Here is a 15,096-nt window from a genome sequence, read left to right on the forward strand (position 1 = left end):
TGTGGAACACGTCACACCATGTCGCTCCAGCGGTCCGGTGCAACCGATCCGCCTCTCGGGACGTCTGTGCTTGTGGGAACGCGATCCGGGCAGACCGGGGAACGAGGCATCGACATGGCTGACACCGGCACGATCGGCACGATCGGACGGCGCACGAGTGCGGGGAACCGCCTGCAGATCGTCATGGACGGTCCGCGCCTGGAGCTGGTGGGGGACTTCGATGCCCGCAGCACGTCCCAGGTGCGACCGGTCCTCCACGACGCGATGGCCACCCACGCGCGGGTCGTCGTCGACCTGGCGGGTGTCGCCAACGTCGACCTCACGGCCCTGCGGGTGCTGGCCGCGGCCAGCCGGCGTGCCCACCACGAGGGTCGTCACCTCGTGCTGGCGTCGCCCCGCCCCGTCGTCCTGCGGCTCATGCACCTGTCGCACCTCGCCCGGCTGCTCGAGGTGGAGCGGCTCGCCGTCCCTGCCTGACGCCGGTGCCCGACCCGGGGGTAACTGACCGGACGGGGAGGTGATCCATGCCCCACGGGAGGTGGTTACCGATCGGTCGCTCGCGACATACTCTGCGACCATGAGCGACTCCTCGAACGGCGCCGTCGACGCCGCCGCCGCGCCGACCCCTGCCGCCGTGCCCGAGCGGCCGGCGAAGGACCGGCCGTGGGTGATGCGGACCTACGCGGGTCACTCCACCGCCGAGGCGTCCAACGCGCTCTACCGCTCGAACCTGGAGAAGGGGCAGACCGGGCTGTCGGTCGCCTTCGACCTGCCGACCCAGACCGGCTACGACCCCACGAGCCCGCTCGCGCGCGGCGAGGTCGGCAAGGTCGGCGTGCCGGTCCCGCACCTGGGGGAGATGCGCAAGCTCTTCGACGGGATCCCGCTGACGTCGATGAACACGTCGATGACGATCAACGCCACGGCCATGTGGCTCCTGGCGATGTACCAGGTCACGGCCGAGGAGCAGAACCCCGGGCTCGACCCCGCCGAGGTCGCCCAGCAGCTCGCCGGCACGACGCAGAACGACATCATCAAGGAGTACCTGTCGCGGGGGACCTACGTGTTCCCGCCGGAGCACTCCCTGCGCCTGATCAGCGACATGATCGCCTACACGGTCCACCAGATCCCGAAGTGGAACCCGATCAACATCTGCAGCTACCACCTGCAGGAGGCCGGTGCGACGCCGACGCAGGAGCTGGCCTACTCGCTGTGCACCGCGATCGCCGTGCTCGACGCGGTGAAGGCCGCCGGCCAGGTCAGCGAGGAGGACTTCGAGAAGGTCGTCGGCCGCATCTCGTTCTTCGTCAACGCCGGGGTCCGGTTCGTCGAGGAGATGTGCAAGATGCGCGCCTTCGTGCGCCTCTGGGACGAGATCACGGCGGAGCGGTACGGCGTCGCCGACCCGAAGATGCGCCGCTTCCGCTACGGGGTGCAGGTCAACAGCCTCGGGCTCACGGAGTCGCAGCCCGAGAACAACGTGCAGCGCATCGTGCTCGAGATGCTCGCCGTGACGCTCAGCAAGGACGCCCGTGCGCGGGCCGTGCAGCTGCCGGCGTGGAACGAGGCGCTGGGGCTGCCCCGGCCGTGGGACCAGCAGTGGTCGCTGCGCCTGCAGCAGGTGCTGGCCTACGAGTCCGACCTGCTGGAGTACGCCGACATCTTCGACGGCAGCCACGTCATCGAGGCGAAGGTCGCCGAGCTCGTCGAGGGCGCGAAGGCCGAGATCGACCGGGTGCAGGCCATGGGGGGCGCGATCGCCGCCGTCGAGTCGGGCTACATGAAGCAGGCCCTGGTGTCGTCCCACGCCGCGCGGCGCGGTCGCATCGAGTCCGGCGACGAGGTCATCGTCGGCGTCAACAAGTTCACGACCACGGAGTCCTCGCCGCTCACGGCCGACCTCGACGGCGCCATCCAGACCGCCGACCCCGAGGCCGAGCGATCGGCCATCGCCTCGGTCGAGGCGTGGAAGGCGGAGCGGGACGAGGCCGCGGTGACGGCAGCGCTGGAGAAGCTCGCCGAGGACGCCAAGGGCGACGCGAACCTCATGCACGCGACCCTGGCGGCCGCGCGGGCGGGGGCGACCACGGGCGAGTGGGCCGCGACCCTCCGCGAGGTGTTCGGCGAGTTCCGCGCCCCGACCGGTGTCGCGGGCGCCGTCGGCGTGGCCGAGGCCGGTGCCGAGCTCACGAGCGTCCGCGAGAAGGTCGCGGCCACCGGTGAGGAGCTGGGCGGTCGTCTGCGGCTGCTCGTCGGCAAGCCCGGGCTCGACGGTCACTCCAACGGGGCCGAGCAGGTCGCCGTGCGTGCGCGTGACGCCGGCTTCGAGGTGATCTACCAGGGCATCCGGCTCACCCCGGAGCAGATCGTGGCGGCCGCGGTCGCCGAGGACGTGCACTGCGTGGGGCTGTCGATCCTGTCGGGCTCCCACATGGAGCTCGTGCCCGACGTGCTCGACGGCCTCCGGGCCGCCGGTGCCGGCGACATCCCGGTGATCGTGGGCGGCATCATCCCCGACTCCGACGGCAAGCGCCTGCAGGAGCTCGGCGTCGCCGCCGTCTACACGCCCAAGGACTTCGGGCTCACCGAGATCATGGGCGGGATCGTCGACGTCATCCGCGCTGCCAACGGTCTCGACTGAGGCAAGGCTTCGCTCATCCGAGCGGGTCTCGCGTAGCATCCAGGCCGTGGGCAAGTCCAAGGGGAAGAAGAAGCTTCCCAAGCTGAAGTGCTGCGAGTCGAAGTCGAAGTGCAGCCGCTGCCCCCTCCGCATGCTCAAGGAGGGGACGCTGCCGGACGGCTACACCGTCAAGCACCGGCACCTCGTGCGCGTCGACGGCAAGAAGGTCAGCAAGAAGAAGCTGCAGAGGGCCGCCTGAGCCCAGCCTCTCCTGGGGTGCCGCGACGCCGCGGCTCTGGCAGGATCGGCGTTGCCGCCGCTCCGCGACGGCGTACCGTCGAGATCGACCAGGAGACGCCCTCATGCCCGCAGCCCGTTTCGCCGAGCAGCTCAACGTCCAGATCGGCAACGAGCTCGCTGCCCACAACCAGTACCTCGCGTGCGCGGTCCACTACGACGCGCTGACGATGCCGCAGATGGCCGCCTTCTTCTACGGCCAGGCCCTCGAGGAGCGGGAGCACGCGCTGATGATGGTGAAGTACCTCCTCGACACCGACGCCGCGGTGACGATCCCCGGCGTCGAGGCCCCGATCTCGTCGTTCGACGACGTCGTCGCGCCCGTCGCGCTGGCGCTCGCGCAGGAGAAGAAGGTCACCGAGCAGATCAACGGCCTGCTGCGGATCGCGCGCGAGGAGTCCGACTACGCCTCCGAGCAGTTCATGCAGTGGTTCATCAAGGAGCAGGTCGAGGAGATCGCCACGATGAGCGACCTGCTGACGGTCGTCACGCGCAGCAAGGACGACGTCAACGACATCGAGGAGTACGTCGCCCGCGAGCAGGGTGGCGCCGGTAGCGACCCGACCGCCCCGCCCGTCGCGGGCGCCTGAGCCCGGGACCCGGGGGAGCAGGAGGAGCCCGCCGGTGAGCCGCGTCATCGTGGTGGGCGCCGGGGTCGTCGGCCTGACGGCGGCCGTTCGCCTGCTCGAGGCGGGCCACCGCGTCGACGTGGTCGCGCGCGACCTGCCGCTCGAGACGACGTCGGTGGTCGCCGGGGCCATCTGGTACCCGTACCTCGCCTTCCCCCGCGCGCGCGTCGGGGACTGGGGGCGCACGTCGTACGCGGTGCTCGACGCCCTCAGCGACACCGATCCCGATGCCGGCGTGCGGATGCGCGAGGGCACCGAGGTGCACCGCTCCCGCACGCCCGACCCGTGGTGGGCCGACGGCGGCCCGGCGATCGCGCGGGAGACGGCGCTGCCGCCGGGGTACGTCGACGGATGGACCTTCCGGACCCCGGTGCTCGACATGCCGGTGCACCTGCGGTGGCTCGCGCGACGGGTCGAGGAGCTCGGCGGCACGATCACCCGGATGAACCTCTCGGCCCTCCCGACGCACGCCGACGTGGTGGTGAACTGCTCCGGGATCGGCTCGCGCCTGCTGGCGGGCGACCGCACCGTGGTGCCCATCCGCGGGCAGGTCGTCGTGGTCGAGCAGGTGGGCCTCGACCGCTGGTGGCTGGACGAGGGCGGTGAGCACCCGACGTACGTGCTGCCGCGGGAGCACGAGATCGTCGTGGGCGGCACGGCCGTCGAGGGGGAGTGGAGCCGCACGCCGTCGCCGGAGGCGGCGCGCGACATCCTCGAGCGCGCGTCCGTGCTCGTGCCTGCGCTGCGCGGCGCGACGGTGCTGCGGCACAAGGTGGGGCTGCGTCCGCTCCGGGCCGCGGTGCGCGTGGAGCGGCAGGGCGACGTCGTGCACTGCTACGGCCACGGCGGCGCGGGCGTCACCCTGGCCTGGGGGTGCGCCGAGGAGGTCACCCGGCTGGTGGGCCCGGCCTGACCGGTTCCACCGCGACGACCGCGGGGGGCGGGAGCGCGGCGTACACGTGGGGGAAGGTGTCGTCCCCGACGGGGTCCTCGCGCCACGGCACGCCGAGCTCGTCGAGGAGGTCGGTGTCGACGGTGAGCAGCACGAGCGGCTCGGTCACGTCGGCGTAGTAGCGCTCCAGCACCCCGGCGACCTGCTCCGGCCGCGCCGCGTGGAGGAAGCCCTCCTCGGCGAGGGTGCGCCCGCGGGTCGAGGTGTCGTAGGCACCCGTGGCCTGGGCGGACGCCCAGTCGGCGGCGGTGGCGACGTGGTGGATCAGCATCAGCGCTCCGGGAAGTCCTCGAGGTGGGCCGCCCACGCGTCGGCGGCGGCGTGCAGTGGTCGCGAGGGTACGACGAGGTCCGCGACCACGTCGCCGAGCCGCACCCCGAGCTGGGCGGTGCCCCCGGCCTGCCGGCCGAGGCGGAACGACAGCAGCGGCTCGACGAAGCCGATGCCCGCCGTACCGCGGCCGTCGGCGACCGCGTGCAGCCAGTCCGCCAGCGCCCGGGCCTCCGAGGTGAGCAGGCAGGGGTCGACGGCGCGATGGCTCCCGTCGGCGCCCGTGAGCACGGCGTCGACGACGAGCCGGTTGGTGTCCCAGTCGTTCGCGGGCAGGGACGGGTCGAGCTCGGGGAGCTCGTAGCGCAGCACCGTGAGGGCGAGGCCCCGCCCCGAGGCGTCGTGCAGCTGCAGGCTCACGCTGCGCCCCCTAGAACAGCCGGTCCTCGGCGTCGTCCATGCCCCGCAGCGCGTCGTAGTCCACGACGGCGCACGTGATGCCGCGGTCGGTGGCGAGCACGCGGGCCTGGGGCTTGATCTCCTGCGCGGCGAAGATCCCGCGCACGGGGCGCAGGGCGGGGTCGCGGTTGAGCAGCTCCAGGTAGCGCGTCAGCTGCTCGACGCCGTCGATCTCGCCGCGCCGCTTGATCTCGACGGCCACCGCGGCGCCGGCGGCGTCGCGGCACATGAGGTCGACCGGACCGATGGCGGTGGGGAACTCGCGGCGCACGAGGGTGAGGCCGGCCGACAGCGTGCCGGGGTGCTCGGCGAGGAGCTCCTGGAGGTGCTTCTCGACGCCGTCCTTCTGCAGGCCGGGGTCGACGCCGAGGTCGTGGCGCGTGTCGGCGTGGATCTCCTCGATGAGGATGCGTAGCGTGTCGTCGGTCTTGCTCGTGACGGTCCACTCGACGGCGCCGTCCTCGGTGGTGCCCTCGCGCAGGGTGCACGGCGGGCTCATCCAGTTGAGCGGCTTGTAGGAGCCTCCGTCGGAGTGCACGAGGACCGAGCCGTCCGCCTTCACCATGATGACGCGGGTGGCCATCGGCAGGTGGGCGGTGAGGCGGCCCGCGTAGTCGACCTGGCAGCGCGCTACGACGAGTCTCACGCCGAGGCAATCTACCGGTCGGCGGGGGCGGGGCCCCACCCGCCCGCCCGGCCGCGCCGACCTACCCGATCGATCGCTCGGATCGTCCGGTCGGGCACTTACCGCGGGGTAGTGCGCGATGCCATCATCCCGAGCATGACCTCTACGAACGAGCAGATCAGCGCCACGCTGGTCTACCCGTACCTGAACCACGCCGTGCGCATGTACGAGGAGAAGTACGCCTCGCGCGCCGACGTCGACGCAGGCATGCGGTTCGGCTGCGGCTACCCGGCCGGGCCCCTGGCCGCGGCCGACGCGATCGGTCTCGACGTGGTGCGCGACGCGCTGGCGGCGCGGTTCGCGGAGACCGGTGACCCGCTGCACCGTCCTGCCGACCTCCTCGAGCGGCTGGTCGGCGAGGGCCGCACGGGGGTCGCGGCGGGCCGTGGCTTCTACACGTACGTCGAGGGCGAGGCCGTCGCCGACGACGAGACCCCGTCGGCGGACGACGCGCCCCAGCTGCGTCACGACGTCGCACGCGTCGGCGTGGTCGGCACCGGCACGATGGCGGCCGGCATCGTGGAGGTCTTCGCCAAGGCGGGGTACGACGTCGTGTTCGTCGGCCGCAGCGACGAGAAGCTCGCCGGGGTGGTCCGCACGATCACCAAGAACCAGGACCGCGCCATCGCGAAGGGTCGCGGCGACGAGGCCACCAAGGAGGCCGTGCTCGGCCGTCTCACGGGCGCGACCTCGCGCGAGGCGCTCGCCGACGTCGACCTCGTGGTCGAGGCCATCGCCGAGGACCTCGCGATCAAGCGCGAGCTGTTCGCCGACCTGGACCGGATCTGCAAGCCGGGCGCGATCCTCGCGACGACGACCTCCTCCCTGCCCATCCGGGAGTGCGCGGCCGCCACGGCCCGCCCCGAGGCCGTCATCGGGATGCACTTCTTCAACCCGGCGACCGTGATGAAGCTCGTCGAGGTCGTCACGACCGCCGAGACGGCGCCCGAGGTGGACGAGACCGTGCGGGCACTGTGCGCCCGCACGGGCAAGGTGGCCGTCTCGTGCGGCGACCGCGCGGGGTTCATCGTCAACGCCCTGCTGTTCCCCTACCTCAACGACGCCGTGAAGCTCTCCGAGGAGGGCACGCACTCGCTGACCGACATCGACGCGGCGATCAAGGAGCAGGTGAAGCTCCCGATGGGACCCTTCGAGCTGCTCGACGTCGTCGGCAACGACGTGTCGCTCGCCATCCAGAAGGAGCTGCACGCCGAGTTCGGCGAGCCCGGCCTCGCGCCGGCGGTCACCCTGGAGAAGGTCGTCGCGGAGGGTCGCCTCGGCCGCAAGACGGGCGCCGGCTTCCACGACTACGCCTGACCGCCGATCCACGGAGGAGCGCGAGGGCCGTGCTTGAGGGCGGGTGTTCACTCGGTTCCATGGACATCTCGACCCACGCCGTACGCCGCGGCACGGCCCTCGCGCTCACCACCCTCCTCGCGGGCGTGGCCCTGTCCGCCTGCTCCGACAGCGACGACGAGTCGTCGCCGACCGTCACCGTGACGGAGACCGTCACCTCGTCGGCGACGGCCTCGGCGTCCTCGCCCACCTCGACGCCGACCGAGCCCGGCGGCTCCTCGACCGCCTCCTCCGCGCCCACCTCGGGGAGTGCCGCGACCGGACCGCTGCCGACCGACGCCCAGGGCTACGCGCAGGCGCTCATCGACGCCTGGCAGGCCGGCGACCGTGCCGCCGCCGAGCGGCTCGTGCGTGACCCCGACGAGGTCGACGACCTCTTCGACGAGGACGACCTGACGGGCGACCCCGTGTTCGCGATGTGCGAGGGGGCGGCGGGCTCGTCGTACTGCACCTGGAACGGCACGGGATATGACATCGTCGTGCGCGTCGCCAACGAGACGGCGAGCGCCGGGCAGGAGGGCGCGATCAGCGAGGTCGACGTGGAGGACTGATGCGGCGAGCGGTCGTCGGACTGGCGGTGGCGGCGCTGCTCCTGACGGGCTGCGCCGGCACCGAGGAGGAGCCGGACGGCGCGGAGGAGGGCCAGACGGCGGAGGTGACGGCCCCGCCGGCCGACTCCCGCTGGGACATCCAGCTGGGCGGCCCCCGCGACGTGCCCGAGGACGTGGCGATCGTCGAGCGGGACCGCACGGCGGAGCCGCTCGGCGGCTACGACATCTGCTACGTCAACGGGTTCCAGTCGCAGCCCGACGACGAGCAGTGGACCGACTCCGACCTGGTGCTGCGGGACGCCGACGGCGAACCGGTCATCGACGAGGTGTGGCAGGAGTACATCTTCGACATCTCCTCGGCCGACAAGCGGGACGCGCTGCTCGAGATCGTCGGTCCGTGGATCGAGGGGTGCGCCGACAACGGCTTCGACGCCGTCGAGCTCGACAACCTCGACTCCTTCACCCGCAGCCAGGGGCTGCTCGACGAGGCCGACGCGGACGCCTGGGCCGAGGCGCTCGTGGGCGTCGCCCACGACGCGGGGCTCGCGGCCGGCCAGAAGAACCGGGCGGGCTGGGACGGCACGAGCGTCGGCTACGACTTCGCCGTCGTCGAGGAGTGCGGGGCGTACGACGAGTGCGGCGCCTACACCGAGTTCTTCGGCGACCACGTGCTGGTCGTCGAGTACACCGAGGAGGGGTTCGCGGCCGCGTGCGACGAGCTCGGCGGGACGGTGCCGATCGTCTTCCGCGACGTGGACCTCGCGCCCGACGGCGACCGGGAGTGGTGCGAGGGCTAACCTCGCCGCGTGGGCCAGAAGATCCGTGCGAACTCCGTCCTCCCGGCTCGGCGTGAGGAGCTGACGCTCCACACCGCGGACGGGCTCGGGCTCGTCGCCGAGCTCGCCCTCCCCGAGGACCGCGACCCCGTCGCGACGATCATCTTCCTGCACCCGCTGCCCACCCACGGCGGCATGATGGACAGCCACGTCTTCCGCAAGGCCGCGTTCCGGCTCCCGGCCCTCGCCGGGGTGGCGGTGCTGCGCTACAACTCGCGCGGCACGTGGAGCGAGCAGGGCACCAGCGAGGGCGCCTTCGACAACGGCGTGGGGGAGCGGTTCGACGTCGCGGCGGCCCTCGAGTTCGCGGAGTTCCACGACCTGCCGAACGTGTGGCTGGTCGGCTGGTCGTTCGGCACCGACGTCACGCTGATGCACGGGCTCGACCCGCTCGTGCAGGGCGCGATCCTCCTCAGCCCGCCGCTGCGCTACTCCCAGCCGGAGCACCTCGCCGCCTGGGCCGAGGCCGGGCGTCCCCTGACCGCGATCGTGCCGGAGCTCGACGACTACCTGCGGCCGGTCGAGGCGCGGGAGCGCTTCGCCGCCGTGCCGCAGGTGGAGGTCGTCGCCGTCGAGGGCGGCAAGCACCTGTGGGTCGGGCAGGCGGAGCGCGTGCTCGACGAGATCGTCGCGCGGGTGGCGCCGGAGGTCGCGGTCCCCCTGCCGCGGGAGTGGGACGGTGCCATGACCGCCGCGGACACCAGCGCCTACAACGCGCACAACCTGGCGGCGTACCAGGACGTGCCGGTGCCCGGCCCGGCCCAGCGCGACGCCGGCTCCTGACCGGTCAGGAGCCCTGCCGGGCGCGGTAGGCGGCGACCGCGGTGCGGTTGCCGCACGTGGTCGAGCAGAACTTGCGGGAGCGGTTGCGCGACAGGTCGAGCACGATGCCCTCGCAGTCCTCGGCGGCGCACGTGCCGAGGCGCGACATCTCGTCGGCACGGATGACGTCGATCATGGCCATCGCGGTCTCCACGACGATGCGTTCCACGAGCGGCCGGTCGGAGTCGACGGCGTGCAGGTGCCAGTCCCAGCCGTCGTGCCGTGCCAGCTGGGGGAGCGCGCGGGCCTCGGCGAGCATCGCGTTCACGATGTCGACGGCCTCGTCCCGCGTGCTGGTCAGCAGGGCCCGGAGCCGTGGTCGGAGCGCCCGCACCTCGTCGAGCTCCGCGCGCGTGCGGTCGTGCCGGCCGGTGTAGCCGTAGTCCGTGAAGTGCGCGTCGAGGTCCGCCACCGTCGTCAGCGTGTCCGGCTCCGCGGCCGTGTTGACGAGCTGGACGGCCGCCGCCAACGCGATCTCGGTGTCATGCGTGAAAAGCATTTTGACACCTTACCAACCGGGTCGTACTGTCATGACCCATGAGCACGTTGACTCCTGACACGCACGTCGTGTCCTCCGCGCGCCCCCAGCTCGGCGCCGGCCTCCTCCTCGCCCTGGTCTCGGCCTCGGCGTTCGGTCTGTCGGGGTCGTTGGCGCGTGGCCTGCTCGACGCGGGCTGGACCGCGGGTGCCGCCGTGACCGCCCGCGTCGCCCTCGCGGCGCTCGTGCTCGCCGTACCGGCTGCGCTGGCGATGCGGGGCCGGTGGGGCGTGCTGCTCGGCCAGCCGCGGAACCTCGGCACCGTGGCGCTGTACGGCGTGCTGGCGGTCGCCGGTGCACAGCTCTGCTACTTCTACGCGGTCTCCTACCTGCAGGTCGGGGTGGCGCTGCTCATCGAGTACACGGCGCCCGTCGCCGTCATCGTCTGGATGTGGCTGCGGCACGGGCAGCGGCCCGGACGCGTCACCGTGCTCGGCGCCGCCGTCGCCGCCGTCGGTCTGGCCCTCGTGCTCGGCGTCGTCAGCGGCGTGAGCCTCAACGTCGTCGGCGTCCTCTGGGGCCTCGGTGCGATGGTCGGCGCGGCGTCGTACTTCGTCATCTCCGCCGACAACGACAACGGTCTGCCGGGCACGGCGCTGGCGGCCGGCGGCCTGACCGTCGGCGGCGTGGTGCTGGGGGTCGCCGGCTTCGTCGGCATCCTGCCGATGCGGGCGACGACCGCGGGTGTGGAGTACGCCGGGCACGAGGTCGCCTGGTGGGTCCCCGTGCTCGGGCTCGGCCTGGTGACGGCGGCGCTCGCCTACGTGACGGGCATTGCCGCCTCCCGCCGGCTCGGCTCGCGCCTCGCGTCGTTCGTGGCGCTGGCGGAGGTCGTCATGGCGCTCGTGTTCGCCTGGGTGCTGCTCGACGAGCTGCCCGGCCCGCTGCAGCTCGCCGGCGGCCTGCTCATCCTCGCGGGCGTCGTCGTGGTGAAGCTGGGGGAGTCGGGCGTGCAGGACGTGCGCCTCGGCGAGCCCGAGGCGGCGGAGGTCGCGGAGACGGCCTGAGGTCGAGCGGCCCCGCCCGCCGGACGTCATGCGACCCGGTCGCCCCGGGGACCGGAACGCATGACGTCCGGGTACGGCGCGGGTCCGTTGCTCGGCGTACCGGAGCCGGGCTGGTCTGGCCGTGGCGGGCGGCTCGGCGGTCGCCGGGGGCCGAGATGTGCGGCTAGGGCAGGTCTGGCGCGGTCCGAGCTGCACCAGGAGCACAGTTCTGGCACCCGGCTCGGCCTGCCCGGCGGACGTCATGCGAGCCGGTGGCCCCGGTCACCGGGACGCATGACGTCCCGTGGGGCGGGCAGGTCGAATCGCGGACCAGGCAGGGGAAACGCGGCCCGGGAGGAGCGACACGCCGAGCGTGCGCCCCTCCCGGTCCGCGTTTTCTTGTCCGAGGCCCCGGGCGTCAGGCCTGCGGCTTGTTCGGCTCGTCGTCGTCCGCGAAGCCCGCGACGACGTCGCGCAGCGCGCCGAGCTGGGCGGCGATGGCGTCGCGACGCTTCGCCATCCGCTCGGCCTCGGCCTTGAGCGAGGCGAGCTCGCGTGCGGCCTCGGCGTGGCCCGAGGCGTTGATCGACTCCGCCTGGGTGCGGGCCGAGGCGACGATCTGCTCCGCCTCGCGCCGGGCCCGGGAGATGAGGGCCTCGGCCTCGCGCTGGGCCTGCTCGCGCTGGGCGCTGCCCTGGGCGATGGCCTCGCGGGCCCGCTCCTCGGCCGCGGCCGCCCGCTCCTCGGCCTCGGTGACGATCTGGTTGGTCTGGGCCATGGCGCTCGCGTGGTGGTCGGCGGCCTCGCGGGCGAGGCGCTCCTTCTCCACGGCGAGCGCGCGGCGTGCCTCCTGCACCTCGCGGTCGGCGCCGGCCCGCAGCTTCTCGACCTCGCGGGTCGTGCTGCTGCGCAGGTCGTTGACCTCCTGCTCGGCGGCGAGGCGCAGCTGGGCGGCCTCGCGCTTGGCGGAGGCGACGATGTCGGCCGCCTCGGAGCGGGCCAGGGTGCGCTCCTGCTCGGCGTCGGCGAGGATCCGGCCGCGCTGGTCCTCGAGGTCGCGCAGCTGGACGGCACGCATGTCCTCGGCCTCGCGGGCCGCGTCGGCGCGGATGGCCCGCGCGTCGCGGTTGGCCTGGTCGAGGATCTCCCGGCTCTCCTCCTGGGCGGTGTGGCGGACGTCGGCCGCCTCCTCCTCGGCGAGGCGCAGCATCTCGCTGGCGCGGCCACCGAGGCCGGCGTATGTCGGGTTCTTCACCTCGGCGAGCTGCTGGCGCAGCGACTCGATCTCCGCCTGGAGGCCACCGACCTGCTGCTCGGTCGCCTGGAGGCTGGCGGCGAGGCCGGCCTTCTCGTCGACGATCTGCTGCAGGGCGCGGTTGACCGCGATCTGGTCGTAGCCGCCACGGCGCACGACGGGCAGCGCCGGCACGACCCCGCGCTGCTGCGCTGCCGCCGCGGCGGGGGCGGGCTGCTGCGGGCGGGGTGGCACGCCACCGCGACCGGCGTCCGGGCGGGCGGCCGGCTGCCGGGAGGTGGTGGTGTCGGCGCCGACGGCCGGGATGGCCTGCGTCGACTGCTGGTCGGGGTTGCCGGAGCCCTTCGACGGCTCGTCGTCGAAGATCGACAGTCCCTTGTCGCTCATGGTGAAGAACTCCTCTGCCGGTCGGCGCGACGTTCGCGCCCGCTACGTCTCGTCGGGGGGTGCGGGGACCAGTGTTGCGGATCGCTCCCGCGGATCACAGTGACGTGGCCGGGTCGGCTGCTGCGGTTCGCCTCACGCCGGGGGACAATCCCGCTCATGGACGGACCGGCGGTCGACCTCAACAGCGACGTGGGCGAGTCGTTCGGCCGGTGGGTGCTCGGCGACGACGCCGCGGTGCTCGCCGAGGTCACGAGCGCGAACGTCGCCTGCGGCTTCCACGCCGGCGACCCGTCCACCCTGCGCCGCACCTGCGCGCTCGCGGTGGAGCGGGGCGTCGTCATCGGGGCGCAGGTCGGCTACCGCGACCTGGCGGGCTTCGGCCGCCGCTTCCTCGACGTCGCGCCCGACGAGCTCACCGACGACGTGCTCTACCAGCTCGGGGCCCTCGACGCGCTCGCGCGCGCCGTCGGGGGCCGGGTGGCCTACCTGAAGCCGCACGGCGCCCTCTACAACGCGACCGTGCATCACGACGAGCAGGCCGCGGCCGTGGTGCGGGCCGTGCGCGAGCACGACCCGTCGCTGCCCGTGCTCGGGCTCCCCGGCTCGGCCCTCCTCGGCCACGCCGAGGCCGCCGGCCTGCGGGCCGTGACCGAGGCGTTCGCGGACCGCGGCTACGAGCCCGACGGCACCCTGGTACGACGCGACCGCCCCGGAGCGCTCCTGCACGACCCCGACCAGGTGGCGGCCCGCGTGGTGCGGCTCGCCACCGAGGGCCTCGTGACGGCGGTCGACGGCACGGACATCGCCGTCCGGTCCGACTCGGTCTGCCTCCACGGGGACTCCCCGGGGGCCGTGGCGATGGCGCGTGCCGTGCGGTCCGCCCTGGACGCGGCCGGGATCGCGGTGCGGGCGTTCGCGTGAGGGTGCTGCCGTACGGCGACCGCGCGGTCCTCGTCGACCTCGCGGACCCCGAGGAGGGCGACCCGACCCGTGCTGCGGAACGGGTCGTCGCCTGGGTCGACGCCGCCGCGGTGGCGTGGCCGGACGTGCCGGTCGAGCTCGTGCCGGCGGCCACGACGGTGCTCGTCGCACTGCTGCCCGGCGCCCCGCAGGACGTCGGCTGGCTGGCGACGGCGGTCGCGGGCGTCCGTCCCGGGCAGCCCGCCCGGGGGCAGGAGGCTCCGCGCACGGTCGAGGTGCCGGTGACCTACGACGGCGCCGACCTCGCCGCGGTCGCGGGCCGGACGGGGCTCGACGAGGCGGGCGTGGTCGCCGCCCACACCGGCACCCCCTGGCGCGTCGCCTTCGGCGGGTTCGCCCCGGGCTTCGCCTACCTCGTCGGCGGCGACCCGCGACTGGCGGTCGTGCCGCGTCGTACGGAGCCGCGCACCCGCGTCCCCGCCGGGTCGGTGGCGCTCGCCGGGGGGTTCTCGGGGGTCTACCCCCGCGCGTCGCCGGGCGGCTGGCAGCTGCTCGGGCGCACCGACCTGGCGATGTGGGACCTGGACCGGGACCCGCCCGCGCTGCTCGCGGCCGGCACCACCGTGCGGTTCGTCGACGCCGGGGGCAGGCCGTGACGGGCCGCGCCCTCGTCGTGCGCGGACTCGGTGGCCCGGTGCTCGTCCAGGACCTCGGGCGCCCGGGGCACGCGGCCGTCGGGGTCGGTCGGTCGGGGGCGGCGGATCGCGCGGCGTACCTCCTGGGGAACCGGGCCGTCGGCAACCGCGCCGGCGCCGCGTCGCTCGAGGTCACCCTCGGCGGCCTGGAGGTGGAGGTCGTGGGCGGCCCGCTCTGGTGCTGCCTGACGGGTGCCCCCGCGGCGGTGGAGGTCGACGACCGTCTGCACCCGGCGGGCGCCGTCGTCGCGGTGCGGCACCGCCTGCGGATCGGTACGCCGCCGCGCGGCCTGCGGTGCTACCTCGCCGTGCGCGGTGGGATCGACGCGGGCGGAGTGCTGGGCTCGCGCAGCCGGGACTCGCTCGCCGGGCTCGGACCGGCGCCGCTCGCGGAGGGGGACGTCGTCGCGGTCGGCGACGAGGCAGGGACGGGCGAGGCCGGCTGGCCGCGGCTCGACGCCGTGCCGGTGGCAGCCCTCGGTGGGACGCCGGTGCTCCGCGTCGTGCCGGGGCCGCGGGCGGACCTGATCGCCGAGCCGGACCGTCTCGTCACGGGCGAGTGGCGCGCGTCGGCGCACACCGACCGGGTCGGGACGCGGCTCGAGGGCGGGCCACCTCTGCTCCACCGCGACCCGGAGCGGCAGCTGCCGAGCGAGGGCGCGCTGCGCGGGGCGCTCCAAGTGCCGCCGTCGGGGGAACCTGTGCTCTTCGGGCCGGACCACCCCGTCACCGGGGGATACCCGGTGGTCGGCGTCGTGGTCGACGCCGACGTGGACCGGGCCGCCCAGCTGCGGCCGGGCGACCCGGTCGTGTTCCGCTGGGCGTGACCAGCGGGCG

Annotated in this window: 18 protein-coding genes; 13 read left to right on the forward strand and 5 right to left on the reverse strand. The window is 73.9% G+C overall.

From position 1 onward, the window contains the following. Window positions 1–114: 114 nt before the first annotated feature. The 5 genes from G3T38_RS00380 to G3T38_RS00400 all read left to right on the forward strand — a co-directional run bounded on the left by G3T38_RS00380 (window position 115) and on the right by G3T38_RS00400 (window position 4,459). Window positions 115–477: an STAS domain-containing protein gene (locus G3T38_RS00380; RefSeq protein WP_241728336.1), complete on the forward strand. Its 363-nt coding sequence runs from the start codon at window positions 115–117 to the stop codon at window positions 475–477. Window positions 478–577: 100 nt separating this feature from the next. Continuing rightward, the gene (locus G3T38_RS00385) at window positions 578–2,641 is read left to right on the forward strand and encodes a protein meaA (RefSeq protein ID WP_163770104.1); all 2,064 of its coding nucleotides are present in this window, start codon (window positions 578–580) and stop codon (window positions 2,639–2,641) included. Window positions 2,642–2,687: 46 nt separating this feature from the next. Continuing rightward, a complete protein-coding gene (locus tag G3T38_RS00390; protein ID WP_163770105.1) occupies window positions 2,688–2,879 on the forward strand; it encodes a hypothetical protein in 192 nt (63 codons plus the stop codon). A 103-nt stretch (window positions 2,880–2,982) separates the two neighbouring features. Then, window positions 2,983–3,507 carry a ferritin gene (locus G3T38_RS00395; RefSeq protein ID WP_163770106.1) on the forward strand — a complete coding sequence of 175 codons (525 nt, stop codon included), beginning with the start codon at window positions 2,983–2,985 and terminating at the stop codon, window positions 3,505–3,507. A 34-nt stretch (window positions 3,508–3,541) separates the two neighbouring features. Next, window positions 3,542–4,459, forward strand: a complete 918-nt coding sequence (locus G3T38_RS00400) for an FAD-dependent oxidoreductase (protein WP_163770107.1) — start codon at window positions 3,542–3,544, stop codon at window positions 4,457–4,459. Here the strand turns inward: G3T38_RS00400 and G3T38_RS00405 are convergent. The 3 genes from G3T38_RS00405 to nucS are packed head-to-tail and all read right to left on the reverse strand — an operon-like array spanning window position 4,434 to window position 5,873. Continuing rightward, complete coding sequence (locus G3T38_RS00405; protein ID WP_163770108.1) at window positions 4,434–4,769, reverse strand: DUF952 domain-containing protein; 336 nt, start codon at window positions 4,767–4,769, stop codon at window positions 4,434–4,436. The genes G3T38_RS00400 and G3T38_RS00405 overlap by 26 nt on opposite strands. Further along, window positions 4,769–5,188, reverse strand: a complete 420-nt coding sequence (locus G3T38_RS00410) for a WapI family immunity protein (protein ID WP_163770109.1) — start codon at window positions 5,186–5,188, stop codon at window positions 4,769–4,771. The genes G3T38_RS00405 and G3T38_RS00410 overlap by 1 nt, the downstream gene beginning before the upstream one ends. 10 nt (window positions 5,189–5,198) lie before the next feature. Beyond that, the gene (gene nucS, locus G3T38_RS00415) at window positions 5,199–5,873 is read right to left on the reverse strand and encodes an endonuclease NucS (protein WP_163770110.1); all 675 of its coding nucleotides are present in this window, start codon (window positions 5,871–5,873) and stop codon (window positions 5,199–5,201) included. 135 nt (window positions 5,874–6,008) lie between these two features. On the opposite strand from nucS, the gene G3T38_RS00420 reads away from it, so the two are divergent. The 4 genes from G3T38_RS00420 to G3T38_RS00435 are packed head-to-tail and all read left to right on the forward strand — an operon-like array spanning window position 6,009 to window position 9,438. Then, window positions 6,009–7,229, forward strand: a complete 1,221-nt coding sequence (locus G3T38_RS00420; RefSeq protein ID WP_163770111.1) for a 3-hydroxyacyl-CoA dehydrogenase family protein — start codon at window positions 6,009–6,011, stop codon at window positions 7,227–7,229. A gap of 59 nt (window positions 7,230–7,288) precedes the next feature. Beyond that, window positions 7,289–7,819: a hypothetical protein gene (locus tag G3T38_RS00425; RefSeq protein WP_163770112.1), complete on the forward strand. Its 531-nt coding sequence runs from the start codon at window positions 7,289–7,291 to the stop codon at window positions 7,817–7,819. Beyond that, window positions 7,819–8,616 carry an endo alpha-1,4 polygalactosaminidase gene (locus G3T38_RS00430; protein WP_163770113.1) on the forward strand — a complete coding sequence of 266 codons (798 nt, stop codon included), beginning with the start codon at window positions 7,819–7,821 and terminating at the stop codon, window positions 8,614–8,616. Before G3T38_RS00425 ends, G3T38_RS00430 begins: the two co-directional genes overlap by 1 nt. 9 nt (window positions 8,617–8,625) lie before the next feature. Then, window positions 8,626–9,438, forward strand: coding sequence for an alpha/beta hydrolase (locus G3T38_RS00435; protein WP_163770114.1), 813 nt, complete (start codon window positions 8,626–8,628; stop codon window positions 9,436–9,438). Between the two features lie 4 nt (window positions 9,439–9,442). Here the strand turns inward: G3T38_RS00435 and G3T38_RS00440 are convergent, their stop codons facing one another. Beyond that, the gene (locus tag G3T38_RS00440; RefSeq protein ID WP_163770115.1) at window positions 9,443–9,976 is read right to left on the reverse strand and encodes a CGNR zinc finger domain-containing protein; all 534 of its coding nucleotides are present in this window, start codon (window positions 9,974–9,976) and stop codon (window positions 9,443–9,445) included. A gap of 38 nt (window positions 9,977–10,014) precedes the next feature. Here G3T38_RS00440 and G3T38_RS00445 point away from each other — a divergent pair, with 38 nt between their 5' ends. Next, window positions 10,015–11,022 (forward strand): EamA family transporter, encoded by a 1,008-nt coding sequence (locus G3T38_RS00445; protein ID WP_163770116.1) that lies wholly within the window; start codon window positions 10,015–10,017, stop codon window positions 11,020–11,022. Between the two features lie 397 nt (window positions 11,023–11,419). Here G3T38_RS00445 and G3T38_RS00450 read toward each other — a convergent pair whose 3' ends face one another. Then, window positions 11,420–12,643: a coiled-coil domain-containing protein gene (locus tag G3T38_RS00450; protein ID WP_163770117.1), complete on the reverse strand. Its 1,224-nt coding sequence runs from the start codon at window positions 12,641–12,643 to the stop codon at window positions 11,420–11,422. Window positions 12,644–12,799: 156 nt separating this feature from the next. Between G3T38_RS00450 and G3T38_RS00455 the strand changes: the two genes are divergently transcribed. Genes G3T38_RS00455 through G3T38_RS00465 form a run of 3 tightly spaced genes read left to right on the forward strand, consistent with a single transcriptional unit; the run spans window position 12,800 to window position 15,086 of the window. Next, window positions 12,800–13,564 carry a LamB/YcsF family protein gene (locus G3T38_RS00455; protein ID WP_163770118.1) on the forward strand — a complete coding sequence of 255 codons (765 nt, stop codon included), beginning with the start codon at window positions 12,800–12,802 and terminating at the stop codon, window positions 13,562–13,564. Continuing rightward, window positions 13,561–14,220: a carboxyltransferase domain-containing protein gene (locus tag G3T38_RS00460; RefSeq protein ID WP_163770119.1), complete on the forward strand. Its 660-nt coding sequence runs from the start codon at window positions 13,561–13,563 to the stop codon at window positions 14,218–14,220. The genes G3T38_RS00455 and G3T38_RS00460 overlap by 4 nt, the downstream gene beginning before the upstream one ends. After that, complete coding sequence (locus G3T38_RS00465; protein WP_338037367.1) at window positions 14,217–15,086, forward strand: 5-oxoprolinase subunit C family protein; 870 nt, start codon at window positions 14,217–14,219, stop codon at window positions 15,084–15,086. Before G3T38_RS00460 ends, G3T38_RS00465 begins: the two co-directional genes overlap by 4 nt. Window positions 15,087–15,096: the final 10 nt, after the last annotated feature.

This window comes from Nocardioides zeae (genome assembly GCF_010686755.1).
GTDB lineage: Bacteria > Actinomycetota > Actinomycetes > Propionibacteriales > Nocardioidaceae > Nocardioides > Nocardioides zeae.